Source organism: Streptomyces sp. NPDC008079, from assembly GCF_042957385.1.
GTDB lineage: Bacteria > Actinomycetota > Actinomycetes > Streptomycetales > Streptomycetaceae > Actinacidiphila.
On sequence record NZ_JBIBIC010000012.1, the window covers coordinates 110,400 to 134,428 of the forward strand.

At 71.2% G+C, this 24,029-nt stretch carries 16 protein-coding genes and 1 pseudogene; 9 read left to right on the forward strand and 8 right to left on the reverse strand.

The genetic code is table 11. The features are described 5' to 3' along the window. Nucleotides 1-18 precede the first annotated feature (18 nt). Together ACFZAM_RS24170 and xseA are read right to left on the reverse strand one after the other, a co-directional pair. Nucleotides 19-300 carry an exodeoxyribonuclease VII small subunit gene (locus tag ACFZAM_RS24170; protein WP_391049216.1) on the reverse strand — a complete coding sequence of 94 codons (282 nt, stop codon included), beginning with the start codon at nt 298-300 and terminating at the stop codon, nt 19-21. 167 nt (nt 301-467) lie between these two features. Continuing rightward, entirely contained in the window at nt 468-1,676 is a 1,209-nt protein-coding gene (gene xseA / locus ACFZAM_RS24175; RefSeq protein WP_355347966.1) for an exodeoxyribonuclease VII large subunit, read from the reverse strand. A gap of 88 nt (nt 1,677-1,764) precedes the next feature. Here xseA and ACFZAM_RS24180 point away from each other — a divergent pair, with 88 nt between their 5' ends. Together ACFZAM_RS24180 and ppgK are read left to right on the forward strand one after the other, a co-directional pair. Further along, entirely contained in the window at nt 1,765-2,763 is a 999-nt protein-coding gene (locus ACFZAM_RS24180) for a 4-hydroxy-3-methylbut-2-enyl diphosphate reductase (protein WP_355347969.1), read from the forward strand. 30 nt (nt 2,764-2,793) lie between these two features. Next, nucleotides 2,794-3,531 carry a polyphosphate--glucose phosphotransferase gene (gene ppgK / locus ACFZAM_RS24185; RefSeq protein ID WP_355347972.1) on the forward strand — a complete coding sequence of 246 codons (738 nt, stop codon included), beginning with the start codon at nt 2,794-2,796 and terminating at the stop codon, nt 3,529-3,531. On the opposite strand, the gene ACFZAM_RS24190 is transcribed toward ppgK, so the two are convergent. Further along, nucleotides 3,452-4,015, reverse strand: coding sequence for a DUF6542 domain-containing protein (locus ACFZAM_RS24190; RefSeq protein ID WP_391049220.1), 564 nt, complete (start codon nt 4,013-4,015; stop codon nt 3,452-3,454). The two genes, ppgK and ACFZAM_RS24190, sit on opposite strands and share 80 nt — an antisense overlap. Before the next feature lie 229 nt (nt 4,016-4,244). Between ACFZAM_RS24190 and ychF the strand changes: the two genes are divergently transcribed. Beyond that, nucleotides 4,245-5,333: a redox-regulated ATPase YchF gene (gene ychF / locus ACFZAM_RS24195; protein WP_355347978.1), complete on the forward strand. Its 1,089-nt coding sequence runs from the start codon at nt 4,245-4,247 to the stop codon at nt 5,331-5,333. Between the two features lie 401 nt (nt 5,334-5,734). Here ychF and ACFZAM_RS24200 read toward each other — a convergent pair. After that, a pseudogene (locus ACFZAM_RS24200) lies at nt 5,735-6,196 on the reverse strand (RHS repeat-associated core domain-containing protein); the annotation flags it as partial. 346 nt (nt 6,197-6,542) lie between these two features. After that, nucleotides 6,543-12,737 carry an RHS repeat-associated core domain-containing protein gene (locus ACFZAM_RS24205; protein ID WP_391049224.1) on the reverse strand — a complete coding sequence of 2,065 codons (6,195 nt, stop codon included), beginning with the start codon at nt 12,735-12,737 and terminating at the stop codon, nt 6,543-6,545. Nucleotides 12,738-13,078: 341 nt separating this feature from the next. Here ACFZAM_RS24205 and ACFZAM_RS24210 point away from each other — a divergent pair, with 341 nt between their 5' ends. From ACFZAM_RS24210 to ACFZAM_RS24225, 4 genes are read left to right on the forward strand one after another with little or no spacing between them, the layout of a single operon-like run. After that, nucleotides 13,079-13,501 (forward strand): hypothetical protein, encoded by a 423-nt coding sequence (locus ACFZAM_RS24210; RefSeq protein WP_391049226.1) that lies wholly within the window; start codon nt 13,079-13,081, stop codon nt 13,499-13,501. A 59-nt stretch (nt 13,502-13,560) separates the two neighbouring features. Next, nucleotides 13,561-13,740, forward strand: coding sequence for a hypothetical protein (locus tag ACFZAM_RS24215; protein ID WP_391049229.1), 180 nt, complete (start codon nt 13,561-13,563; stop codon nt 13,738-13,740). Then, on the forward strand, nt 13,734-14,141 hold the full coding sequence (locus ACFZAM_RS24220; RefSeq protein WP_391049232.1) for a hypothetical protein: 408 nt from the start codon (nt 13,734-13,736) through the stop codon (nt 14,139-14,141). The genes ACFZAM_RS24215 and ACFZAM_RS24220 overlap by 7 nt, the downstream gene beginning before the upstream one ends. Before the next feature lie 40 nt (nt 14,142-14,181). Continuing rightward, the gene (locus ACFZAM_RS24225) at nt 14,182-14,508 is read left to right on the forward strand and encodes a hypothetical protein (protein WP_391049235.1); all 327 of its coding nucleotides are present in this window, start codon (nt 14,182-14,184) and stop codon (nt 14,506-14,508) included. A 206-nt stretch (nt 14,509-14,714) separates the two neighbouring features. Here ACFZAM_RS24225 and ACFZAM_RS24230 read toward each other — a convergent pair whose 3' ends face one another. Further along, on the reverse strand, nt 14,715-15,458 hold the full coding sequence (locus ACFZAM_RS24230; RefSeq protein ID WP_391049236.1) for a hypothetical protein: 744 nt from the start codon (nt 15,456-15,458) through the stop codon (nt 14,715-14,717). A 727-nt stretch (nt 15,459-16,185) separates the two neighbouring features. On the opposite strand from ACFZAM_RS24230, the gene ACFZAM_RS24235 reads away from it, so the two are divergent. Both ACFZAM_RS24235 and ACFZAM_RS24240 read left to right on the forward strand, forming a co-directional pair. Continuing rightward, nucleotides 16,186-19,020 carry a hypothetical protein gene (locus ACFZAM_RS24235; protein ID WP_391049238.1) on the forward strand — a complete coding sequence of 945 codons (2,835 nt, stop codon included), beginning with the start codon at nt 16,186-16,188 and terminating at the stop codon, nt 19,018-19,020. Between the two features lie 92 nt (nt 19,021-19,112). Beyond that, nucleotides 19,113-20,519 carry a hypothetical protein gene (locus tag ACFZAM_RS24240; protein ID WP_391049240.1) on the forward strand — a complete coding sequence of 469 codons (1,407 nt, stop codon included), beginning with the start codon at nt 19,113-19,115 and terminating at the stop codon, nt 20,517-20,519. Nucleotides 20,520-20,574: 55 nt separating this feature from the next. Here the strand turns inward: ACFZAM_RS24240 and ACFZAM_RS24245 are convergent, their stop codons facing one another. Together ACFZAM_RS24245 and ACFZAM_RS24250 are read right to left on the reverse strand one after the other, a co-directional pair. Further along, nucleotides 20,575-21,465, reverse strand: coding sequence for an RICIN domain-containing protein (locus ACFZAM_RS24245; RefSeq protein WP_391049242.1), 891 nt, complete (start codon nt 21,463-21,465; stop codon nt 20,575-20,577). Nucleotides 21,466-21,553: 88 nt separating this feature from the next. After that, entirely contained in the window at nt 21,554-23,650 is a 2,097-nt protein-coding gene (locus ACFZAM_RS24250) for a hypothetical protein (protein ID WP_391049244.1), read from the reverse strand. Between the last annotated feature and the right edge of the window lie 379 nt (nt 23,651-24,029).

Sequence of the window (24,029 nt, forward strand, 5' to 3'; positions counted from 1 at the left end):
GGGCAAGTGTGACCCCTGTCACTCCTGTGCGGCCCCCGTGACGTCTTCCGCCTCCTCGTCGTCCTCCTCCGCCGCCAGCGCCGCGTCCAGCCGGGCCCGCGCGCCCTCCAGCCAGCGGCGGCAGACCTTGGCCAGCTCCTCGCCCCGCTCCCACAGGGCCAGGGACTCCTCCAAGGTCGCGCCGCCCGCTTCCAGCCGCCGTACGACGTCCACCAGCTCGTCGCGCGCCTGCTCGTACCCGAGGGCCGCGCTGCCGCTCTCCCGGTCCGCCGTATCGGTGGTGCCTGCCGTGTCTGCCATGGGGGCAAGCCTAGGCGCGGGGTGGGACAGGTCAGGCGACGCGCACACCGACATCACCGCGCGACACCGAACCGCGTGACGACGACATCACCGCGTGCCGCCGAACCGCGCGCTGACGAACCGCGCGCCGCCGACATCACCGCGCGCCGCCCACGCCCACCCCGGCATCACTCCGTGACGCGCACTGTGAAGTCGCCCTCGGCCACCCGCGCCCGCAGCGCGTCGTCCGGCGCCACCTCCGCCGGGTCCCGTACCACCGAGCCGTCCTCGCGCTGGAGCACCGCGTACCCGCGGCGCAGCGTCGCGGCCGGGGACAGCGCGACCACCCGCGCCAGGGTGTGCGAGAGATCCGCGTCGGCGCGCTCCAGCAGATGGCGCAGCGTGCGGCGGGCCCGGTCCACCCGGTCGGCCACCTCCGCCGCGCGGCCGTCGATCATCCCGTACGGCGCCGCCATCGACGGACGGCTCAGCGCCGCCTCCAGGCCGCGCTCCTCCCGGTCCAGCAGCCCGCGCATCACCCGCAGCGCCCGGTCCCGTACCAACTGGACGCGCGCCAGCTCCTCGCGCACATCCGGCACGATCCGCTTGGCCGCGTCGGTCGGGGTGGACGCCCGCAGGTCGGCGACCAGGTCGAGCAGCGGCGAGTCCGGCTCGTGGCCGATCGCCGAGACCACCGGGGTCCGGCAGGCCGCGACCGCGCGGACCAGCTCCTCGTCGGAGAACGGCAGCAGGTCCTCGACGCTGCCGCCGCCGCGCGCCACCACGATCACGTCGACATCCGGACGCGCGTCCAGCTCCCGTACCGCCTCGATCACCCGCGGCACCGCGCTCGCGCCCTGCACCGGCACATTGCGCACCTCGAAGCGGACGGCGGGCCAGCGCAGCCGCGCGTTCTCCCGCACGTCCCGCTCGGCCGCCGAGGCGCGGCCGGTCACCAGGCCGATGAGCTGCGGCAGAAACGGTATGGGCCGCTTGCGGTCCAGCGCGAAGAGCCCCTCGGCCGCCAGCGTCTTCTTCAACTGCTCCAGGCGCGCCAGCAGTTCACCCACCCCGACCGGGCGGATCTCCACCGCGCGCAGCGAGAGCTGGCCGCGCGGCCCGTACCACTCGGGCTTGGCGTGCATCACCACCCGCGCGCCCTCGCCGACCACGTCCGCGACCTGCTCGAAGACACCGCGGAAGCACGTCACCGTGATCGACACGTCGTGCGAGGGGTCGCGCAGCGTCATGAACACCACGCCCGCGCCCGGCCGCCGCGACAACTGGGTGATCTGCCCCTCCACCCACACCGCGCCCAGCCGGTCGATCCAGCCGCCGATCAGCCGCGACACCTCACCGACGGGGATCGGCGTCTGCGCCGAGGTGTTCAGAGCCATGCCCGCAGCGTAGTGGGCGCGACCGACACCGCCGCCGAACGGCCGCACCCCCGTACGCCCCCGCGCGTGCGATCAGCGCCCCCGTACGATGGACCCCATGACTGCCGCTACGAGCCCCCGCCGCGTCCTCCTCGCCGCCCCCCGCGGGTACTGCGCGGGCGTGGACCGGGCCGTGATCACCGTCGAGAAGGCGCTGGAGCAGTACGGCGCCCCGGTCTACGTGCGCAAGCAGATCGTGCACAACAAATACGTGGTCCAGACGCTGGAGAAGAAGGGCGCGATCTTCGTCGACGAGACGGACGAGGTGCCCGAGAACGCCATCGTGATCTTCTCCGCGCACGGCGTGGCCCCCGTCGTCCACGAGGAGGCCGCCCAGCGCAGCCTCGCCTCGATCGACGCGACCTGCCCGCTGGTGACCAAGGTCCACAAGGAAGCCGTCCGCTACTCCAAGGACGACTACGACATCCTGCTGATCGGCCACGACGGCCACGAAGAGGTCGTCGGCACGATGGGCGAGGCGCCCGACCACATGCACCTGGTCGACGGCCCCGCCGACGCCGCCAAGGTCACGGTCCGCGACGAGTCCAAGGTCGTCTGGCTCTCCCAGACCACCCTGTCGGTGGACGAGACGATGGAAACCGTGGACGCGCTCAAGGAGCGCTTCCCCAACCTGCTCTCGCCGCCCAGCGACGACATCTGCTACGCCACGCAGAACCGCCAGGTCGCGGTCAAGCAGATCGCCGCCGACGCCGACCTGCTGATCGTGGTCGGCTCGCGCAACTCCTCCAACTCCATCCGGCTGGTCGAGGTCGCCCTCCAGTCCGGCGCCGGCGCCTCGTACCTGGTCGACTTCGCCGAGGAGTGCGACGAGGCGTGGCTGGACGGCGTCACCACGGTCGGCGTCACCTCCGGCGCGTCCGTCCCGGAGATCCTGGTCGACGGCGTCCTGGACTGGCTGGCCGAGCGCGGCTACGCCGATGTGCAGGTGGTGACCTCCGCCGAGGAGTCCATCCAGTTCTCGCTGCCCAAGGAACTGCGCCGCGATCTGCGTGCCGAGGCCGCCGCCGGGGAATCCGCCAAGAGGTGACTTTTTCCCGTCACCTCTAACCTGGGGGCCATGAATATGTTCGGTGTGGACATCGGTGGTACGGGAATCAAGGGCGCTCCGGTCGATCTGGACCAGGGCGCCCTGTCGGACGATCGCTACAAGATCGACACCCCTCAGCCCGCGACTCCGGAGTCGGTGATCGACGGGGTGCACCAGGTCATCGAGCACTTCGGCTGGTCGGGCCCGGTCGGCGTGACCTTCCCCGGGGTGGTGGTGGACGGCACCACCCGTACGGCGGCCAACGTGGACGGCGGCTGGGTCGGCCTGGACGCGCGCGGCATGCTCGGCGACCGCCTCGGCCTGCCCGTGGTGGTGCTCAACGACGCGGACGCGGCGGGTGTCGCGGAGATGACGTTCGGCGCGGGCCGCGGCCGGGGCGGCACGGTCATCATGCTGACGCTGGGCACCGGCATCGGCAGCGCCCTGTTCGTGGACGGCAATCTCGTGCCCAACACGGAACTGGGCCACCTGGAGCTGCACGGGCACGACGCGGAGAAGAAGGCGTCGGTCAAGGCCCGCGAGGACGAGGACCTGAGCTGGGAGCACTGGGCGCACCGGCTCCAGAAGTACCTGGCGCACGTGGAGATGCTCTTCTCGCCCGACCTGTTCGTGATCGGCGGCGGCGTCAGCCGCAAGTCGGAGAAGTTCCTGCCCCTGGTGAAGGGGATCAGCGCCGAGATCGTTCCCGCTGAACTGCAGAACAACGCGGGGATCGTCGGCGCCGCGATGGCAGCCGCAAAGCTCTGATCCCGACGATCGCGGCGGCCAGCACCGTCCCGGCGTAGAGCCAGCCGGTCATCAGCGCCAGCCCGGTGAAGACGCCGAGCAGATGACCGGCCAGGCCGCCGCCCCCGCTGTCGGCGGTCAGCGCGATGCCCACGGCGAAGGCGATCGGCGCCGCCACCGGAGCCGCCACCAGGTCGTACGGGCGTACGTACACCGCCGCCGCCACGCACACCGCGACGAAGACCAGGCCGAAGAAGACGCCGGGGCCGTCGAAGAGCAGGACGTCGATCCCGCCGCCCGCGACCGTCACGGCGGTGGTCAGCAGCCCGGTGCCGAGGCCGGTCAGCCGTGGCCTGGGCCGCTGGGCGGTACGCAGCCGGTGGACGGTCTGCCGTACCGCGGTGGCCATGACGGCCTGCCGGGGGCGCGGGGCGCGGTACACCCCGACTGTGGCCTCTCCGCCGGGTCCCGGAGCGGCACCTGAACGCGCACTGTGTTGGTCCACCTACTTACAGTAGGCACGGCAGTCGGGTGATCGCACGGCGGGACACGCGCTTTGCCCCTCCGGGGCGGGGCGGGGCTTTTTGGCGCGCGCGTCCTCGGAGCGGTCCCCGTACCGGGTGCGGTGACGTCCTCGGGCCGGTGTTCGACGGGCGGCCGGGCGGTACGGCGGCGGCCCGTAGACTAGTGGCCGTCCGAACACCCACCAGCCCACCGCTCCGGGAAGTCTCCACGTGTCGCTCTCCATCGGAATCGTCGGTCTGCCGAATGTCGGCAAGTCGACGCTCTTCAACGCCCTGACCAAGAACGACGTGCTGGCGGCCAACTACCCGTTCGCCACGATCGAGCCGAACGTCGGAGTCGTGGGCGTCCCCGACGCCCGCCTCGGCACGCTCGCGGAGATCTTCGGGTCGGCGCGGGTGCTGCCCGCCACCGTCGACTTCGTGGACATCGCGGGCATCGTCCGCGGCGCCTCCGAGGGCGAGGGCCTGGGCAACAAATTCCTCGCGAACATCCGCGAGTCCGACGCGATCTGCCAGGTCATCCGGGCCTTCAAGGACGACAACGTGGTGCACGTCGACGGCCGCGTCTCGCCCAAGGACGACATCGAGACGATCAACACCGAGCTGATCCTCGCCGACCTCCAGTCCGTCGAGAAGGCGATCCCGCGCCTCACCAAGGAGGCCCGCCTCCAGAAGGAGAAGGCCGCGGTCCTCGCCGCCGCCGAGGCCGCCCAGGAGATCCTGGCCGCGGGTGACACCCTCTTCTCGCGCGGCATCACCAAGGGCACCGAGCAGGGCACCCTCCTCCACGAGCTGCACCTGCTCACCACCAAGCCGTTCCTCTACGTCTTCAACGTCGACGAGGACGAGCTGGCCGACGAGGACTTCAAGAACGAGCAGCGCGCCCTCGTGGCCCCCGCCGAGGCGATCTTCCTCGACGCCAAGCTCGAGTCCGACCTCGTCGAGCTCGACGACGCCGAAGCCCTCGAACTCCTCCAGTCCGTCGGCCAGGAGGAGCCCGGCCTCGCCACCCTCGCCCGCGTCGGCTTCGAGACCCTCGGCCTCCAGACCTACCTCACCGCCGGCCCCAAGGAATCCCGCGCCTGGACCATCAAGCGCGGCGCCACCGCCCCCGAGGCCGCCGGCGTCATCCACACCGACTTCCAAAAGGGCTTCATCAAAGCCGAGGTCATCTCCTTCGCCGACCTCGTCTCCACCGGCTCCGTGGCCGAAGCCCGCGCCAAGGGCAAAGCCCGCATGGAGGGCAAGGAATACGTGATGCAGGACGGCGACGTGGTCGAATTCCGCTTTAACGTGTAGCCGCTTGCGCGGAGGGCCGTCTGACCTGCGGCGGAGGAGGTGCGCGGCCCCAGGGCCCGCACCGAATCCGCAGGCGTACCGACATCTCGTCGCCCTCGTCGGGGCTGTCCGTGTACGCCTTGCCGACGGCGGCGCGGGTCCGTTCGTCGAGAGTTCCGAATTCTCGCTCTTCTTTCATTCCCCTCTCCTTCTCAGTAGGCGATACGTCAACCAGCAGACGTAGCCAATCGCCACTGAGGCAAGCGGAGGTACCCATTCGGGAGAACGCGGCCACGCTGCCCGTATGACCACCATGGACACCATGCAGCAGGTGAACCCGATGAAATTCAGAGGTTCATTCACCCGCCACCTCCCCTGACTTCTGCTTTGCTTATTTTCCATACGATTGGCCCTCTTTAGTTTTATCGATATTGCCCTGCTCCGACCGCACGGCCAACCAGCAGGGCGCCTGGCAGAAGTTTTTTGGCCACCTTGGTCACTGCGGAAATACCTATTCCCGAGGCTCCGCCCCAGAGGCAGGCCCGGAAATAGTGATTTCGAAAAACTGTGCTTGTATAGCGCAGGGCACTATTAAAGGGTGCGGGGGAATAGTGACGAGTGCGCTGCTTCGTCCATTTCCAGGAATTCTTGGCAACGCTTCCCCAGTCGCGGTGGAGAGGGCTCCAGCGGCTTACGTGGATCGGGTTGCGCCAGTGCCAACTGCCGAATTTACCGTCGAGGCCGTAGCAGTTGACGGGGTCGCCGTTGCAGTATTCGTAGGCGTTGGCGTTGCCGCCGGGGATGGGGTCGGTTTGGAGGAAGCGGCCGGTGGTGGGGTCGTAGAGGCGGACGCCCATGAGGGTGGCGGCGGTGAGGGTTTCGCTGGAGCGTTGTTTGCCGCCGAGTCAGCCGTATCGGGTGGTGGGGGTTTCGGGGTTGCCGAATTCGTCGTAGGCGAGGCGTTGGTCGATCGCGGCGGCGCATAGCGGGTCTTCGAACTTACCGAATGCCGGGTCACGCCATGTGGGCGTGACCCGGCACCTGGCCGAGATGGCTTATCGGTCTCGTCGAGAGTTCCGAATCTCCCGCACGGTGCCTACCACGACGAACACCGCCGCCACGCCGAACCCGGTACGCACCCACATGTCGTCCGTCGTGATCATGGCGATTGTCGCGATTACGAGGACGAGGCCGCTCAATAGCATGCTGAATGCACTCAGATTGCGCATGTTACTTGCAGTACCCCTTTTTGTAGCTACCTGGAATCAACCCAGGATATCCAAAAGGCCACTTCAGCTTGAGGCATTTGTGGTCCGCGTATGCCCACTGGGCCTTCACCGCGATGGTCCCGGCGTTCATAAAGACCCACTTCGCGATGACCCCGACACCCGAGCCAACGAGAACTGTGGACGCCGCATTGACGATGGTGGCCGCGGTGGCGGCGCGGCCCGCCTTCTTGGTTTCCCTTCTGTTGAGGTAGATCGTCCCGCTGACCCACCCCCAGGTGACCTTGAACTGGCCTGTGAGGTCAAAGGATCTGATCGGGTCCGAAGGGTAGGTATAGGCGTTCGCGTTGCCGCCGGGCACGGAGTCCGTCTGGAGGAAGCGACCCGTGGAGGGGTCGTACGCCCTCACGCCCATAAGCATCACGCCCCCGATGTGATCGCTGCCCCGCTCGTAAGCGCCAAGCCAGCCGTAGGTTGGGGTTGCGGATGTTCCGATGGCGTTGCCGAATTCATCGTAACGGTAAACCGAGAGCGATTGGCTTGCGTCCAAGGGAAGCTGGACAGTGACGTCGCCGTGCAAATCGGTGAGCTGGAGGCTCACACCACCGGTCGCGGTAGTGATGGCACTCAACCGACCTTCCAAGTCCTGAACGTTACGGGCGATAGTGCCGCCGCTCTGTGACCAGGTTGGGCTGTCACAACCGCAGCCGAAGTGACTGACCGTGCTGCTCGTTGCTGTCCAACTGCCATCTGTTTGCTGGGTTTCCACGGTGGACAGAGAAAGCCTGTTCTCAGCGTCGAGACTCCAGCGCTCGCGCTTCCCGCCGATCGTCTCCTGCTGGAGGACGTCGTTCGCGTAGTAGCCGAGGGTAGCGCCGGTGGCCTGGACAGTGGTCCGGCCCAGTGCGTCGTAGACCGTGCCCGCTGTGGAGAGACGGTCGGCGCTGTCGTAGGTGTAGTTGACTGTGGCCGGGGTTCCGGCGGTGCCGTCGGGGTTGTCGACTGTCGTCGTGAGACTGGTGCGGTTGGTGTTCTTGTCGAAGGCGTAGGCGCGGTGGGTGATGGTGGCGTCTTGGACGTCTTCGATGTCAGTCAGCCGGCCTGCGGCATCGTAGGTGTAGGCCTGGTTTCCGGTGTCGGTGGTGTGGGTGACCTGCTGGCCATGGACAGTCAGGGTGGCCGAGTCAGCCGTGACGATCAGGCCGTCGTTGTCACTGGCGTAGGTGCGTGAGGTGTCGGCGCCGGTTTCGTCCCGAGTGAACGTCACGGTGTAACCGCCTGGCAGGGCCTCTGTGGCCAGGCGGCCGTCGGAGTCGTAGGTGGCGTTGAAGGTGCCTGCGACGGAGTCGGCGCGGCCGGTTTCGAGACCCCGCGGATCACGGGCGGTGTCGTAGGTGTAGGTGGTGGTCGACGGGGCCGAGTCGGTCACCCTGATGGGCCGGTCGAGGGCGTCGTACCAGGTGGTGGCCGTGTTACCCGCACCGTCGCTGTAGGAGATCTGCCGACCAAGGAGATCGTAGGTCTGGCTGGCTGTGTGGCCGCCGGCAGTGATGGTGGCCTGCTTGCCGGTCGCCTGGTCGTAGGACGTCGTGGCACCAGGCACGGCGGTGCCCATTCCTCCGGTCACCGAGGTGCCGATGGTACGTCCGGCCGCGTCATAGCTCGTGGTGGTGGTGCGGGTGCTGCTGCCTGCCGTGTCGGTGACGGTGGCGGCGCTGCCCCACCGGTCGTAGGTCGTGGTTGTGGTGGGCAGTTGCGACGGGTTGGTGCCGCCGCCGGTGATCGCGGCGGCCGGGCCGGTCGAGCAGAGCAGGTCGGCCCATTCAGGTCGTCCGTTGCAGGCGCCGGTGCCGGTGGCGGACCAGTAGGTCGTGACGGTGGCCCCCGCGTCGGTGCCGGTGGACTTGGGCAGGGTGGTCTTGATGACGCGGCCCTGAGCGTCGTAGGCGGTGGTCTTGACCAGGTTCAGTCCGGCCGGGTCGGTGACCGTAGTGGTGGGCAGGCCCTTGGTCCAGTCGTATCCGGTGGTGCTGGTCCGGGTGTCACCGTCACTGGTGTAGGCGTCGCCCGCGTGGACGTCGGCGCCGATGGTGACGGTGGTCGGCTGGTTGGTCACGGTGGGGGTGCCGTTGGTCGGGCGGCCCTGGTCGTACGCGGTGACGGTGTGCGCACGTGCCGGGACGAAGGACCCTGCGGGCAGGCTGGTGCCGCCCGCGGTCGCGGGCAGGGCCTTGGCAAGGGTGACCATGTGCAGGGGGCCGGACTTCTCCAGCTCCCGCTGGCCGGCGTTGGCCGGGTCGGTGTCCTTGTTCGTACCGGCGTCGGCCGCCACGCTTGTGGTGTTGAACACCGATACGGTCGACAGCAGTTGAGCCCGCTCGGCGGACGGCAGAGCGTCGATGCCGAGTTGTTGCTGCTCGGCCAGGCTGTCGCCGTCGGTGGCGAGGGCCAGTTCACGGTTGGCTGCGGTCAGCTCACGGACGGTGTGACCGTACCGGTCGTACTCGGTGGTGGTGATGTGTGCGCCGGGGTTGGCGGTGTTGACCTGACGGCCCGAGGCGTCGGTGTAGGCGATGATCGCGCGCTGGTAGGCGTTGGCGGTCAGCGCGGCGCCGTCGTGCGACGCGGGTACGGCGTCCGAGGGGAACAGCGCCGTCGCGTCCGAGGGCGCGTCGCTCTGCCCCCAGGCGGTGACGTCGCCGCCGGACATCGGGTAGGGCGCCTTACCGCCGCTCAGCGGCACGTCGTAGACCAGGTTCGTGCTCGCGGTGCCGTTGGTCTGGGTGGCGCTTCCGGGGGTGAGCGTCGGCCGGGAGGCCGACAGCAGCATCCCGTCGCCCGCCGTCGCGGTGTTCCCGGCGCTGCCGTAGGCGAACGTCCACTGCAGTTCACCGGGCGGGGTCAGCGTGGTGATCCGGCCCGCGCTGTCGTAGTCGTAAGCCGTCTTCAGCGACGGGCTGATACGCGGATCCCACTGCTGGCGCAGGCGGCCGGTGGTGTCGTAGGCGTACTGCGCGACCGTGACCGCGGTCGCCGCGGACGCGCCGGGGTCGGTTCCCCACAGTCTGATCTGGGAGACCTGGTCGTTGAAGTTCCCGAACACCGAGGCGGTCGCGGTCGTGGCCGTGGCGTACACGTATTCCAGTACGCGGCAGCCCTTGGTTCCGGGAGTCGTGGCGCAGGTGGACTGCGTCACCGCGGACGTCGGCGCGATCACGTACTTCGGGCGGGCCAGGAACGTGTTGCCGACCGGGATCTTCTCCGAGACGACCTGGGTGGTGGAGTTGGTGGTCGGCAGGAACGTCGAGGTCACCTGCCACGTCGTGGCCGAGGGGTCGACCTTCGCGAACGTGGTGGTCGTGCCTTCGCTGTCTTTCAGGGTGAAGGTGCCGGTGAGCAGGGAGCCGGTCAGTGTCAGGTCCTCCGCGCCCGGTTCGGGCTTCCACCCGCCGCCGGAGGCCGCGGTGAACCCGGTCGGATCACCGTCCGCATCGACCAGCGCCACCGACCTGTCCGACGCCTTACGGAGGTAGGACCAGTCCGAGCCGGTGATCTCGGCGGTGGTGCCCGCCGTCCACTGCGGACCGAAGATCGCCGCCTGCCCCTCCTGCGCCGACCCGTTCGTGGGACGGCGGGAGGAGGCGCTACGGGTGACGGTGAGATCGAACCCGGAGGCGTCGGTGGCCGACAGCGAGGCGTCACCGGTCAGGGCGTTCACCGAGGCCGGACCCGCGCTCAGCAAGGGGGCGGTGCCCGCGTTGCGGTCCACGGTAACGGTGTTCACGGGCGAGTTGTCGCTCGTCGTGCCGTCGGTGAACACCGCCCGGACATCGACAGGACCGTCCTGCGTGAACGTGTCGGTGATGTTCCAGGTCAGCGCGACCGGTTCTCCGCCCGGCGCGGCCAGCGGCCAGGAAACGACCGGCGCACCGGATGAACGGACGGTCACATGGGCGGTGGGCACGTTGTGCCAGGTGTCGGTCTCACCGATCCGGTACTGATAGGTCACACCGGTCTCGGCGGGCTTGCCCTGCCCGGTCAATGCCACCCGGCGGGCTGGCCGGTCACCTTGCGCCGGGGTCAGCAGCGCCGCACCGGATCCGGCGTAGAAGACGTAGTACGTACCGGAGGCGAGGTTCCCGGCCTTGTCGTGGGTCTTCGCGATCAGCGTGTGCTTACCCGCCCTGAACGTCAATGACTTGGTGAACGCGGCGCCTGTGGTGGAGGTGTAGGTCCAGGCGCCATCGTCCAGCTGCCAGGCCACCAGGCCCACGTCCGTACTGGGTGGGGTGAAGGTGAAGGAGCCGGTGAAGTTCCCCGAGGCGTCTGGGGTGCCGGACCAGGCCCCCGCCGGAAAAGCGGTGGAGGACACGGTGGTGTTGGCCGGTGCCGTGGTGTCGATGATCAGGGACTTGGCCGCCGTCCACGCGGAATAGTCGCGGCCGTCGTACGCCCTGACCTTCCACGTGTAGGAACCGTCCGCCAGAGCCGTGGACACCTTCCACGTACCAGCAGTGCCGGAGTTGACGAACGCCGAACTCCCCGAAGCCTTGACGGTGGTACCCGACAGCACCTGGTAGTCCAGCCGCACGGTGTCACTGTTGGCGTCGGTGGCCTTCGCCGACAGCGTCGGAGTCGCACTGGCCGCGTAACCGTCGGTCGCCGTCGGCGAGGCCGCCAGCGAAGTCGGCGTGGTGGGCGGGGTGTTGTACGTGATCGACAGTGACGCGGCGCTGGAGAACCGCTTGAACTGGACCTCGTTGGTCTCACTGCTGGCGACCAGCACGAAGCAGATGGTCTGCCAGTGGTTCGCGGCGGCGTTGGTGACCTGGTTCATGAAACTGAACGTCCCCGACGGGCTGGACGTACACGCTGGACCGAAGTTCACCGAGCTCTGCTGGGCGACCTTCCCCGGCGCGTTGGCCCACGTGGTGGAGGCGTCGAAGACATTCGTGGACCACGCCTGGACACCGTAGGACGTGGTGCCGCACGACGCGGAATAGCTCTCCGTCATCTTCATGTCGGCGCTCAGCACCGTGCCACCCCAGATCGCCGAGGGAATGCTGACGCGGTAGTAGGTCCGCTCGATTCCCTTCGGCGAGGAAAACCCCTGGTACCCGACACCGTTGCCGTTCGATGGGCTGGAGTCGTAGTTCGACGTGTTCGGGTACGCCTGCTGCACCTCGTTCCAGTGCAGGCGGCTGCCACTGGCCGGGTGCGGCACATAGGCGGGGTCGATGTAGACCGGGAAGACGGTGCTCTTCGCCGTCAACAGCCCACGGTCGGGCGTCAGATGGAGCTTGCGGTCCTTCAACGTGGTCTTCACCGCCGCATGGTGGGCGTGCGAACCCGGCCCCTGGGCGGTGGAACGGGTGCCCGCGCGGGGCTTCGCCTTGTCCGCCTCCGCGGGCGCGAGCCCGGCGGTGCTGCTCCCGCCGCCCGCCACAGCGGGCTCGGTACTGGTCGCGGAGTCCCACATCACCGGCGCCGGAGAGTTCACCAGCAGACGGCCGGTGCCGTCGGTCACCGTCAGATTCCCGCCCGCGTCCGTCGCCGCGATGACGCCGTTGCTGGTCGACACGCTCTGCACCAGATCCGACAGCCCCGTGCCGGAGGCCGCCTCGGCGGACTTGACCACCAGCGTCTCCTCCACCCCGCCCTTCAGCGAAGCGGTCAACTCAAGGTCCACGTCCTTCAGCACGTTCGCGTACGTCGCCTTCGCACCGGACAGCACCGGCATCGGCAACGCCGTCGGCCACGTCAGCGACAGGTTCTTGCCGTCGACCGTCAACGAAGCCAACGGCCCCGAACCACCGCCGGACAGCACCAGATCCGTCTCGGCCGCCACCGGCACGACACTGCCATCGGCCCGCAACTGGAGCGTGGGGTCCAGATTCACCCACGAGCCGCCGCGCTGGGTCCACTTCGGCTCCGCGAACGCGGTGTACGTCACCGTTCCGTCGGCGTTCACGAACGTCTGCGAAGCATCCGTACGCTCGCTCAACGCCTCGATCCGCCGGCCCTGCAACCGTGCCATCAGCCGCGCCGACAGCACATCCCGCGCCTCCGCCACCCCGTACGACGGCGCCGACGCGACCGTCCCCTCCCCCTCGGACCGAGGAGCGGCGAACGCCACCCCCGAATCCGCCGCGACCGTCGCCGCCTCAACGGCCAGCGCCATCACCACAAGCACCGACACCCGCCGCAACCACAACGACGAGCAAGACGATGAACGTGCGTGTCTCAGACCGCCCGGCGCGGAACGCCGAGCACCCCCCCAGAACATCCCCACGACCCCTCCTCGTCAGAACCCCCAAGGCGCAGAGCTGCCCCCGCGACTAGAAAACGGTCGGATCTTCACACATCCATCACACGGAGGGGAGTAGTTCAAAGGAACTGCCATGTGGAGCTAAAGGGCAGGCATAGACGACTTGAGTGAGCCGAAGGCTCAGTCGGCTCGCCAAATAACTGCAGACCGTCACGAATCACCGCTTGCGTAGCAACTAAAAGCCGCGTATCGCACCTGAAACACTTGACGAAGTGAGCGACATCACACCTTCGCCGCCCCGCTGTACCTCCGCAGAAGAAGCCGGGCACTTCCTCGGACGCCGGGAGCTATCCGTTCTGCTGTGCGGCGCACTGCCCTTCATCGCGCCATGGCTGCGGCCTCGAAACCGTCCTGGGCAACGCCTCGGCGGCGCCACCCAGGACGGCGCGTCGCAGCGCGGCATCCGGGACGTTCTCGCGCACCACGCACTCTTCGCCTGGAACGGCTCGGCTGAGGCCGAAAAGGCTATCTCTCCGCCTCCCGTAGTCCGCTTGCGAGCGGCAAGCGAGCATCACCGCATGGCGGCCGTCGCGGCGCGGAAAACCGGTGAGGCGGTTGCCGCTGAAATGCGACGATGCGGCTGTTTTGCAGGGTGGTTGTTCGTTTTGCGTGCGCGGGATGTGGCGGTGAGCTGACCGCCTCAGTATCGCAAGTTGAGCTGCCGGTCGACGCGTATCAGAGGTACGGGAACGCGGTGCAGCTCCCGGTGCTCATGGCGCGGGGCACGTTCGCGGTGGACCCGGAGCCCAGCGGGCAGCCGTGGCGGGGGTGGGAGGAGATCGATCCGTACGAGACGGCGGCCCGGGGCGTCTACGCGCCGGTCACCGGGCTGTCCTACGGGGTGCCCGGCCCTTCACCGTCGACAGCATGCTGATCTTCCAGATGGCCGCGCCGCGCGACGCGTTCACCGACTCCTTCACCTCGCTGTTCCCCGCCCCCGGCCGGGCGGGCGCGCCCTTGCGGGGGCCGCTGGTCCTCACCCACTCCCGCTGGGACCGGGCGACGGGCTTCTGGCATCTGCGGGCGGAAGGGGCGTCGGGGATCGGCCACTCGGGCGTCGGCAGGACGCCCGTACCGCAGTCCTCGATCCGGCTGCGGACGACGCGCACCGCGTACCGGCTGGACGATCTCGACCACCGCATCGTGAACGTGGACGCGGGATGGCTCTACCGGGGTGGTTGGGGGACCCGGCTGTCGCCCGCCGGGGCGCACTCGGACTTCCAGCATCCGGAGTCCTCGCATCTGCTGCTTTCGCTCGCTTCGCACTCGCGGTGACTCGGCCGGTGGGCCGGGGGACGGGGCGGATGGCGGGGAAGTGGAGCGGGCCGCTCGGGGGTTGAGGGCGGAGCTCCTGGCGGGGGACGAGGACGGGGTACGGGAGGTGCGCCCGCGGGGCGAGGCGGCGCCGGAGGGGGCGAAGGGGGACGCGCATTCGTGGGCGGCGCCGGTGATCACGCCGGCGGCGTCGGGGGGAGTGCTGACGACATTGATCACGGCGGTCAGCGGCTGGCCGGCGCGGCAACGGCCGGACACGACGGTCGTGTGGGAGGTCGGCGGGGACCGCATCACGCTGCCGGGGGCGACCGAGGCCGAACGGGCGCGCCTGATCGGAATCCTGGCCGCACGGCGCGACGACGCGTAGCCGCGGCGACGCGTTGGCAGGAAAACGCGCAGGAGCGCCAACGCGCAGCCGGGCCAGGGGCGTTCAGGCGGGAGAGCCCACGCGCTCGAGGCGCAGCGCGGAGACCAGGAAGAAGACCCCGCCGAGGAAGGCGTAACCCGCGAGATTACGCAGGGAGGGATCGTCCTTAACCGCCTGGGCCACGACGTCAGGGCCTCACGCGGGCCTCACGCGGGCCTCAATGGGGCTTCCGCTCTTGGCGGTTCGGCGGTGAGGCCCCTGAAGGTGGTGCGGCCCCACTGGGAGGCGCAGTCGACTGATATACCGTCAGGCGCCAAGCGCTCGTTGAGCCGTACGATCCGGGCCTGCAAGGCGCGGCGGGTCATCGGCTCGTCGGCCGCGCCGAGCAGGAGGCACAGGTCGTGGCAGCACCAGGGGCGCGCGGTGGTGCGGAGGATGTCGAACAGGACCTGCTGGGTGCCGCGTTGGGGGCGCGGCGATCCGTGGCGCGGTGCTTCCGGCGGCCGGCGGGGCGAGGACCTGGTGTCGAGCCAGCGCCGTTCGGCGAGGATGCGGTCGGCCAGTTCACGGGGGTCCGTGTCGCGCGGGATGACGTTGGCGGCGCCGGCCAGCAGCAGGTCAGCGGAGTCCGTACGGTCGGGCACCAGCACCACCACGGACGACAGGTGGCTGAGGGCGTGGACGCGCTGGCCCAGATCACCGGTCCCGCGCGGGCTCGGGACGTCCAGCACGGTGAGGGGGGTCCCGGCCCTGCGCAGCAGCGTGCGGTAGGCGGATTCCGAACCCCAGGGGTGGCACAGCGCGGGCAGTACGTGGTGGGTGCGCAGGGCGCGCAGCAGGGCCGGGGTCCGCTCGCGGTGCAGCGAGAGAACGACGCTCACGGGATACGTGAACTGCTCCTCGGCCGGGACGGAGCGAATTAACTTCTCGCCAAACAGGTCAATAGGCATGGCAATGCCGCTGACACGGACCTCTCCTGTGGACGGTCACGGGAGCCGGGGACGGCACTCGGGTGCGGGAGGCGGGGGACGGGACGCGATGTTACTGACGGCGATCCCCGATTCCCCGTGGCTGAGCATGGGTTGGTCACCGTCTGAGCACGATCGGGCCCCGTGCTGAGCGTCCGGAGCGGCAGGCGGGAGAAGGGCCGGAAGGCCGGCAGGGCCGTCGGCCGCGGTCGGCCGCCGTGCTCCCGGCCGGGTCATACGGTGGGCGGCCACGCGGCGTTGGCCGGTCCGACACCGTGGTGCCATTGGGGTCTGATATATCTGGATGCCTGAATGACCCAACCAATAGGGCCGATTATCGCTCCACAGGGATAGGCAGTGCACCGGCCGCCGAGCAACGTCGTTCCGGTCGGCCGGGATTGGGCAGGGGAGGGCAGGTGGTGGGGTGTCTCCCACACGTCCGCGAGCGGTACGCGTCCGGTACGGCGCGAGGTGACGGACATCGTTGTCCCGTCGCTCCCGCGCTGACACCGAGCGGGCCGGTCTCTCGTGGCGCGAGGTGAGGACGCATCCGCCCGGTCCGCGGAGACCCGCCGGCGCACGCAGGCTCGCGTGACCGGCCGGGAACGACTCACCGAACGAGGACAGTGATGAGCCAGCAGGGCGCGGGACGGCCGCGGTCGCCGTCGCGCACGACGGCACGGTACGGGGACCACGGGGAGGGCCAGGCATGAGCCGTTGGGCCTCCCGCCTGTCCCGCAAGGGCGGCGGCGCGAGCGGTACGGGCGGCGCGACCCGTACGGGCGCTACGGCCGGTACGAGCCGCGGCGCCGGTGCGGCGGAGTCCGTCCCCGCCCCCCTCGTCGAGGACATCGACGGCGTCCTCCTGGTCCGCTCGGTGGACGACGACTCCTTCCCGATGGCCGTCCTGGCCGAAGTGGCCCACACCTTCGGCGCCGAGGCGGACATCGTCACCGTCATGGTCGGCTCGGAGGGCGCTGGGCAGGGCAATGGCGGCGGCCACTGGCCGCGCCTGGTCACCCTCCTGGACTCGCTGCGCGCGCAGGGCACCCGCCGCGTCCGCCTCGTCCTGTCCGGCGCGGGCGACGACCGGCCAGGCCGCCCCGGCACCGCCCGCAGGATCGCCGACGGTTGGGGCTTCGAGGTGTTCGCGCCGGACGGCGTCGTCCTCATCACGCCCGGCGGCAGCCTCTTCGTCCGGGGCGACGACCGTCCCGAGGGATGCTGGTGGCGCTTCGCGCCCGGCGAGGCACCCCGGAAGCTGGGCCCCCGCGCGCCCGCACCGGCCTGGCAGGAGGCCGTCGGCCGCGTGCCCACGCGGACATCGGGCGGCTGCGTGGTCGAGCAGATTCCGGCGGGCCTGGTGATCCGCCCCGCCGACGCGCCCGGGCCGCGCCCCGACGACCTGTGCTTCGCGGTGCCGCTCGACTCCGCGCACGCCGTCGTGCTGGTCGGCGCCCCGCACGCGGAGGACGTCGCCGCCGACGAGGTCGCCGCCGTCCTGTCCGCGCTCCCGGCGGAACACCGCGCCCGCGTGTGCCTCGCACCCGGCGGACAGGCCGACCTGCTGCGTCTGGCCCACACGGTCGCCGACACGCTGGACAGCCGGGTCGACGTCCTGACGGGCCTGCCGCTGCTCGCCGACCACGCGCCGCCCGGCGCCGTACCCCGCCCGACCCTGATCGGCCGTGACGGCGAACCGAGTTGGCAGCCGTACGTCACCGCCGTCGCGTGCCTCCCGACCGACGCGCGGGGCAGAACGCCCCTGCCCCGGCTGCTCGGCAGCCTCCCGCCCGACTGGCTCCCCGGCGGCACAGAACCGGGCACCGTACGGCTCACGGACGGCTGGCAGGCGACGGTGACGCGCTCCGGCCTCGCCCTGTGGGCCCAGGGCACGCCCCGCCCCCCGCTCGTGGGAACCGCCGTCGACCCCGAGACCTGCGCCATCGAACTCGGCGCGCCCGGACAGCGGTTGGACGCCTCCCTGCTCACCGCGCTGGCCCGCCTGCTCACCGGCCTCGGCGCCACGGCCCGCGCCAGGACCACCCTCCTCGTGCGAGGACGGCTCACCAGCGGCGAGGCCGAACTGCGCCGTCTGGCGGCGGAACACGGCGTACGCGGCATCCGCTACGTCACCGCCGCCCGCCCGGCCCCGCCCCCCTGGCAGACCCCGCCCCGCCCGAACCAGGACCGTACGGGACCTGACCGCCCGAATCAGGACCGCCCGGGACCGGACCGCCCGGGACCGGCAGCGTCCCCGCGCCCACCCGCGCCCGTGGCCGTACCGCCCGACGCGCGCCGTGAACGACCGCCCGCTGTAAGGGAGTTGACCGGTACGGCACCGGCACCGGCACCGGCTCCGGCGCCGGGGGCGGAGCCGGTACGCCGTCCGGCCGCCGCGAGCGTGCCCACCGACAGCGCGTCCCCGGCCGGGGACAGCGGCGCCGACGGAACGCTCGTCCGCACGCCGACGACGGAGACGGATGTCGCCGCGCGCGACCGTTCCGCGCCGGGCGCTCCGGGGGAGCGGGGCGGTGAACGGCCCGACGGTACGGCCGAGGCGGGCCGTACGGTCGCCCCCGGCCCGCGCACGAACAGCCGGGGGCCCGGTCCGACGCGGTCGGCACCCGCGATCACCGCGCCCCTGCGGGGCTCCGCACTCGTCCGCGCACTCGTCGTCTCACCCGGCCCCGAGCCTGACCCCACCCCCGAGCCCGACCCCGCACCCGTCGCTCAGCCCGAACAGTCCGAACGGCCCGAACAGCCCGAGCCAACGGCCCCGTTGGCCGTCAGGCGGGAGGAGCCCCGCCTGGTGCTGCCCGGACACGTCAGCACCGCCGCGCAACGGGCGGCGTTCCGCGAGCTGGTGGGGGACGGCTGGGAGGGGCACGCCGCCGCGGTGGACGGGCTGTTGGAGCGGAAGCTCGCGCTGCGCGGGGACGAGCGGGAGGCGGCGCGGCTCGATCTGGTCGCGGTGCGCGCGTATCTGTCGGCTGACGAAGGGCAGCTGAGCCAGCGGGAGTTGGCGATGGGCCTGCGGGCGGGCGAGGCGCGGTCGCAGGCGTACGCCGGGTGCCTGGCGTCCGGGCTGCGGCGGCTGCCGTCGTACCGGGGCGTGGCCCTGCGCGGCGGCGCGGCGGGCGGTGCCGAGCCGAGGTTGGGCGCGCTGCTCCAGGACCCGGCGCCGATAGGGGCGTTGGCCCGGATTCCGGCGGCGGGCGGGACCGCCGTGCGCTACGCGATCTGGTCGACGACCGGCCGCGAGGTGGGTGAGCTGGCGGCGGCGGACGGTGAGATCGTCTTCGCGCCGGGCACCGGATTCCGCGTGCTGGGGACGTGGACCGCACCCGCCGGGACCCCGGTCGTACTGCTGCGGGAACTGCCCGCGCACGCGACCACGTACATGGACGGAGCACGGGAGTTGAGCCCACGGGACCTCACCGCGCTCGCCGAACTGAAGGACGCGCTCGCCGGTGGTCCGCCCGCCGAGGAGGGCCGGAGCTGGCCCGAGCGCTGTGTCGGGCCCGTGGGCGGCAGCGGGTAGCCGCCCGCATCGCACATCCGGGCCGCACGCCCGGCACGCAGGGCAGGACACCGCGCCGCACGACCGACTGACCACCAGGCCGAAGGAGAACCATGAGCAGCCGTCAGACCCGACCCGATCCCGACGGAACGCCCCGCGCCACCGAAGGCGGCGCGAACTCGGCTTCCTCCAGGGGCGGTTCGTCCGTGCGCCGGGCGGTCACGCTGGGTCCCGTGGCGGCCGATCCGGGCGAGGCGCTGACGCCCGCGGTGCCGCGGACCACCGGCGCGGCGGCGCCCTCGGCCCCCGACACCTCCTCGCGCCCGGGTACGTCGTCCGCCCCGGTAACGGCCGCCGCCGCGCGGCCTGAGCCCGTGGCGGGCGGTACGGCGGAGGCGGGCGGTACGTCCGAGGAGCCGACGCTGCCCGGAAAGGGATCGGCCGAGCAGACCCCGGCCCCGGCCCCAACCCCTGCCCCGGCCCCGACCCTTGCCTCGGCCTCCGCCCCGACCACGGCGCTGGCCACCGCCTCGGCCTCCGCCCCGACCACGGCGCCGACCACCGCATCGGCCCCCACCACCGAAGCGGGCGAAACACCCGCCGAGACCCCCGACGCGAAGGCCACCCGCGAACTCACCCGCGAGACCGGCCCCGGGGCCGCGCTCCCGGCCGAGCGACCGCCCTCCGGCCCGTCCCGCAAGCCGCTGCTCGCCGCCGTCGGCCTGGTCGGCGTGGTCATCCTCGCGGTGCCCCTGGTGGCCTGGGCGACCAGCGGCTCCGGGCACAAGAACGACCATCTGACGACGGCGGCCAGCACCGCCGAGCGGATCACCGACCCGCCCGCGACCGTCCCGCACATCCCCCTGCCCCAGAAGTCCTCGGCGTCGCCCGCCGCCAAGCCCACGACGAAGCCCAAGGCCAGGACCAAGGCCGTGGCGCCGCGCCCGCCCGCGCCGCCGAGCCCGACGGCCCGGCCGACCGCGACACCGACGAGGAAGGCGACGACCCCGTACCTCGGCCCCGGCCCGCAGATGCCCGGCGACGACAGGACCGCCTCGGCCACGGTCCTCCGGCTGGCGGCGCGCGAACCCGGCCGCCACATCTGCTACCGGGTCTACGTGGCGACCTTCGGCTGGCAACTCGCCGTCTGCGACGGGTCCGTGGCGGGCTCCGAGGTGGACGCGCGGAGCATCAAGGCCATTCAGATCGCCGTGTCCGGCACCAAGGGCACCTCCGCCAACGCCTACTTCCAGGCGAAGGGGTGGGTGAACAAGTCGTGGGTCACCGTGGAGGACGGCGCCGATCTGACCCTCGGCGCGGCCAGGCAGGACGCGCCCAACATCTCGGGCTTCGGCATCAGCGTCGGCAGGGCCACGGGCACCGTCTGCCAGAACACGTACAGCCGCGGCGGACCGTGGGGCAGCATGGCCTGCGACACCCCGCAGACCGCCGACAACTACATCTTCGGCGGCACGCTGGACGAGACGCGCTGGCTGGACGCGGTGCGGTTCACCGTCTGACGGGCGCCGGCGGGCAGGGGACGGCCGTGCGTCGGCCGTCCGCCGACGGTCCGGGTCAGCCGAGCAGCCGCCAGCGGCTGTCGTCGTCGGTGCCGCACGAGCCGATCACGAGCCGGGCGGAGGGCGCCTTCTTGTCGGCACCCTCGACGCGCAGGCACAGATGGTTGCTCGCGTAGTTGCGTATCCACACGGTGTCGCCCCCGGCCGGGGCGAGCCACCACAGTTGGTTGTCCGCCAGCGTCCCGGTGCAGTTCGCCTCGGACAGCTCGGTCCCCGACGGCTGCGCCCCGCGCTCCGGCGGGTCGATGCACAGACCGTCCATCGTGTTGGAGAACTGCACGAGATCGGTGCCGCCGGGGCCGCTCGCGGGGAGCTTGACCGTCATGTTCCAGAACTGGTTGTCCTGGTCGGTGCCGTCGCAGTGGTACTGGTCGATCTCCAGGCCCAGTTGGCCCGGTCCGTTGTAGGGGATGTCGACGCACATCCCGCTGTAGGCGTTCATGATCAGCACCTTGCGGTCGTGCGCGGTCAGCGCCCGCGGGTCCTTGCCGCCCGACCCGGCCGTCCGCTTCGGCGTCGGCGTGGTGGAAGGGGTCCTGTGCGGCTTGGGCGAGGCGGTGTGCGGGACGGGCTTCCCGGTCCGCTTCGGCACGGTCTTCGTCGGCTTCGGGGTGGGCGACGGCGACGCGGAGTGCGCGATGTTCTTGTACGCGGCGGTCCGTTGGGCCGCCAGGTCCCGCTTCTTGTCGTGCTCGTCCGCCTGGTGGCTGCGCCAGGCGCCCATGCCCAGCGTGGCGCCCGCGACGAGGGCCAGTACGGCCACGGCGCCCGCGACCCTGCTGCCCACACGCGAGTGCTCGCCGGGCTGACGGGTGTGCGTCGTCAACGCCTCGACGAACCGCGCCCGCTGCCGCCGCTTCGCCTCGTCGTGGTCACTCTCGCTCAACGCCGCTCCCCACTCGCGGAAGGTTCAACTGACAAGGTAAGCGGATGCGTTCGCGCCACCCGCCCACGCCGACCGGGACGGGCGCGGCTCACCGCGGCGCCGATCCGTACAGCTCGCGCTCGCGCAGCACTTCCGCCGCCGTCGCCAGCGCGGTGGACAGGCGGCGCCGGTAGGTGCTGAAGGACAGTCCCGCCCGGCTCGCGGCGGCCTGCTGGCTGCGCGGCCCGCTCAGATACGTGATCTCCAGGACGTTGCCCAACTGCCGCCGTCCCGGCTGCGCGCGCAGGTACGCCACCGTCTCGGTCAGCACCTCGCGCAGCGCCGCCGCGTCCCCGTCCGGCGCCACCAGCCGGGTGCCGAGCAGCGAGCTCTCCGCGAGCTGCCGCGCGTCCTGGAGGCTGCGGTAGGCGTGCTTGACGGCTTCGGCGAACTCCGGCCACGGCATGGCGGCCTCCGCGGTGACGGTCACCGGCGCCGGGCCCGGCGCGGGCTCGTCGGCCAGCAGCCGGACCCGCAGATCCACCGCCCACCGGTCGAAGGGCGCGCTGCGCCAGTCCTGCACGAAGGCCAACATCCCTTCGCCGTAAGCCCCTTCGCCGTAAGCCCCTTCGCCGTACGGTCCTTCCCCGTACGGTCCTTCGGCCGGTGCCACCCGCTGCTGCCCGTACAGGTCGAGCAGCGAGGCGAGACCCGGCCGGTCAGGGGCCGCGCAGGTCCAGCTCACCGCGAGGTTCGGCGTGGTCGCCCACAGCGTGGTCAGCGCGAAGGCCGCGGCGGCGGCGCCGCCGGTGCTCCAGCGCGCCAGCAGCAGCCGCTCGGCGCGCCGCAGCGGCCGGCGGCCGGCGGTGTACTCCAGCGCGGCACGCGCCGTCGGGTCGTCGGGCAGCCCGGTGGCCCCCGGGTCCAGGCAGGGCGCGACGAGGGCGGCGGTGACGCCGCGGCGGCCGTCCTCGGCGACGCAGAAGGCGCCCGGCTGCCGGTCCCACCACTGCCGGGCCAGAGCGGCGGCCTCGTCGCCGTGCTCCTTGCCGATCGCGGCCAGCACCTCGTCCAGATCCTCCGGGCGGGCGGTGCGCAGCCGCAGCCGGTCCGTACCGCGCCAGTCGACCGTCTCCCGCGGGAAGCGGCCGGAGCGCCCCAGATAGGCCAGGCCCGCGCCGAACGCCCAGCGGCTGCCGGTGCGGCACGCCAGTTGCTCGGCCAGATGCGCGTGCAGCCGGGTGAAGAGCCGTTCGTACGCCGACAGGTCGCGCCAGCGCAGCTCGACCAGGAGCGCCTCGCGGACCAGCTCGTGCGGGACCAGGCCCTCGGCGGTGCTGCGGATGAAGGAGAGTCCGCGCAGCCAGGCGCAAAGCTTTCCGGCCTCCGCCGACGGCACGTCGAGCGTGTGCCGCAGCAGATCCTCGGTGGTGACCCGGGCCAGCGCCAGGACGTGCAGCGCCTCCGCCTGACCGGGCGACAGACTTTCGCGCAGCAGCAGGTGCAGCAGTTCGCCCACCAGGTCGGGGGAGTCGGCCAACTCCCAGGCGGTGCGCGGCTGCACGGAGTCCGTGGCGCGTTCGCGCGCGTCGGCGAAGAGCGCCAGCGCGAGCGGCACGCCGTGCGCGGCCCGCACGATGTCGGGGATGTCCGCCTCCGGCACGTCCCGGTTGCGCAGCAGCTTCGTGGCCTCCGCGGTGTCCATGCCGCGCAGTTCGACACTGCGCAGCGCCTGCCACCACTGCACGTCGGCCCGCCACTCGGCCGACGGGGGCCGCCGACTGCCGACCACCAGGAACAGGTGCGAGGGCATCCGCGGCAGGAACTCGTCCCGCAGCCACTGCTCCAGCGGCCCGAGGGCCTCACCGGAGTCGATGAGCAGCAACTGGGCTTCCTGCGAAGGGCCTTGCGCGTCGAGGGCGGCCAGGAACGCCTCCGGTGTCGCGGCCGTGGCGCGCATGTCGACGGTGCGGACCGTCCTGCCGTGCGCCTCGGCCTCGTCGGCGAACCGGTGCAGCAGGCTGCTCTTGCCGAAGCCGCCCATGCCGTGCAGCCACACCACGAAGCAGGAGCGCCGGTCGCTGAGCATCAGGTCCCGCAGCAGCCGCAGTTCCGCGGTCCTGCCGGTGAACACCGCTCTCCTGCGGGCCGCCAGCGTGTACCCGTGGGAGTCGGCCGGCAGGGGTGTGGGGGATATGCGCATCATCTATTGATGAGTCCTCGGGAGCGGGTGCGGTTCCCCCGGGCGCCGGGACGTCCGGCCCCGCGTCGGTCGCCGGTGCCGTGGGCTCGAACGAGAAGGGTCACTCATCGCTCCCGTCGCGGATGGGGGTGGGCGCCACAGGCCGGCGCGACCGGGGCCGTCACTCGGCGGCGGGGTACTGCCTACCCTGGTGGGTCGATGTTAGACCCATCGATACACGGACGGGCGACGGCCAGAGATATATGTCCCGTTGTGCTGTTGCAGTGCATTTGCGCAGGCGAAGCGGGGTGCGGGCGCTGTCGATCTCCGCCGGGGCGGGGCGGCCTGACGTGCTTTCTGCCTAGCCGGTTGGGCCAATTCAAGCCGAAGACAAGAGGGCGCA

Coding starts and splice junctions, on each gene's coding strand:
- ACFZAM_RS24250 (WP_391049244.1), bottom strand. CDS start 23,650: ATGATGCGCATATCCCCCACACCCCTGCCGGCCGACTCCCACGGGTAC.
- ACFZAM_RS24235 (WP_391049238.1), top strand. CDS start 16,186: ATGAGCCGTTGGGCCTCCCGCCTGTCCCGCAAGGGCGGCGGCGCGAGC.
- ppgK (WP_355347972.1), top strand. CDS start 2,794: ATGAATATGTTCGGTGTGGACATCGGTGGTACGGGAATCAAGGGCGCT.
- ACFZAM_RS24230 (WP_391049236.1), bottom strand. CDS start 15,458: ATGCCTATTGACCTGTTTGGCGAGAAGTTAATTCGCTCCGTCCCGGCC.
- ACFZAM_RS24170 (WP_391049216.1), bottom strand. CDS start 300: ATGGCAGACACGGCAGGCACCACCGATACGGCGGACCGGGAGAGCGGC.
- xseA (WP_355347966.1), bottom strand. CDS start 1,676: ATGGCTCTGAACACCTCGGCGCAGACGCCGATCCCCGTCGGTGAGGTG.
- ACFZAM_RS24220 (WP_391049232.1), top strand. CDS start 13,734: ATGCTGATCTTCCAGATGGCCGCGCCGCGCGACGCGTTCACCGACTCC.
- ACFZAM_RS24180 (WP_355347969.1), top strand. CDS start 1,765: ATGGACCCCATGACTGCCGCTACGAGCCCCCGCCGCGTCCTCCTCGCC.
- ACFZAM_RS24240 (WP_391049240.1), top strand. CDS start 19,113: ATGAGCAGCCGTCAGACCCGACCCGATCCCGACGGAACGCCCCGCGCC.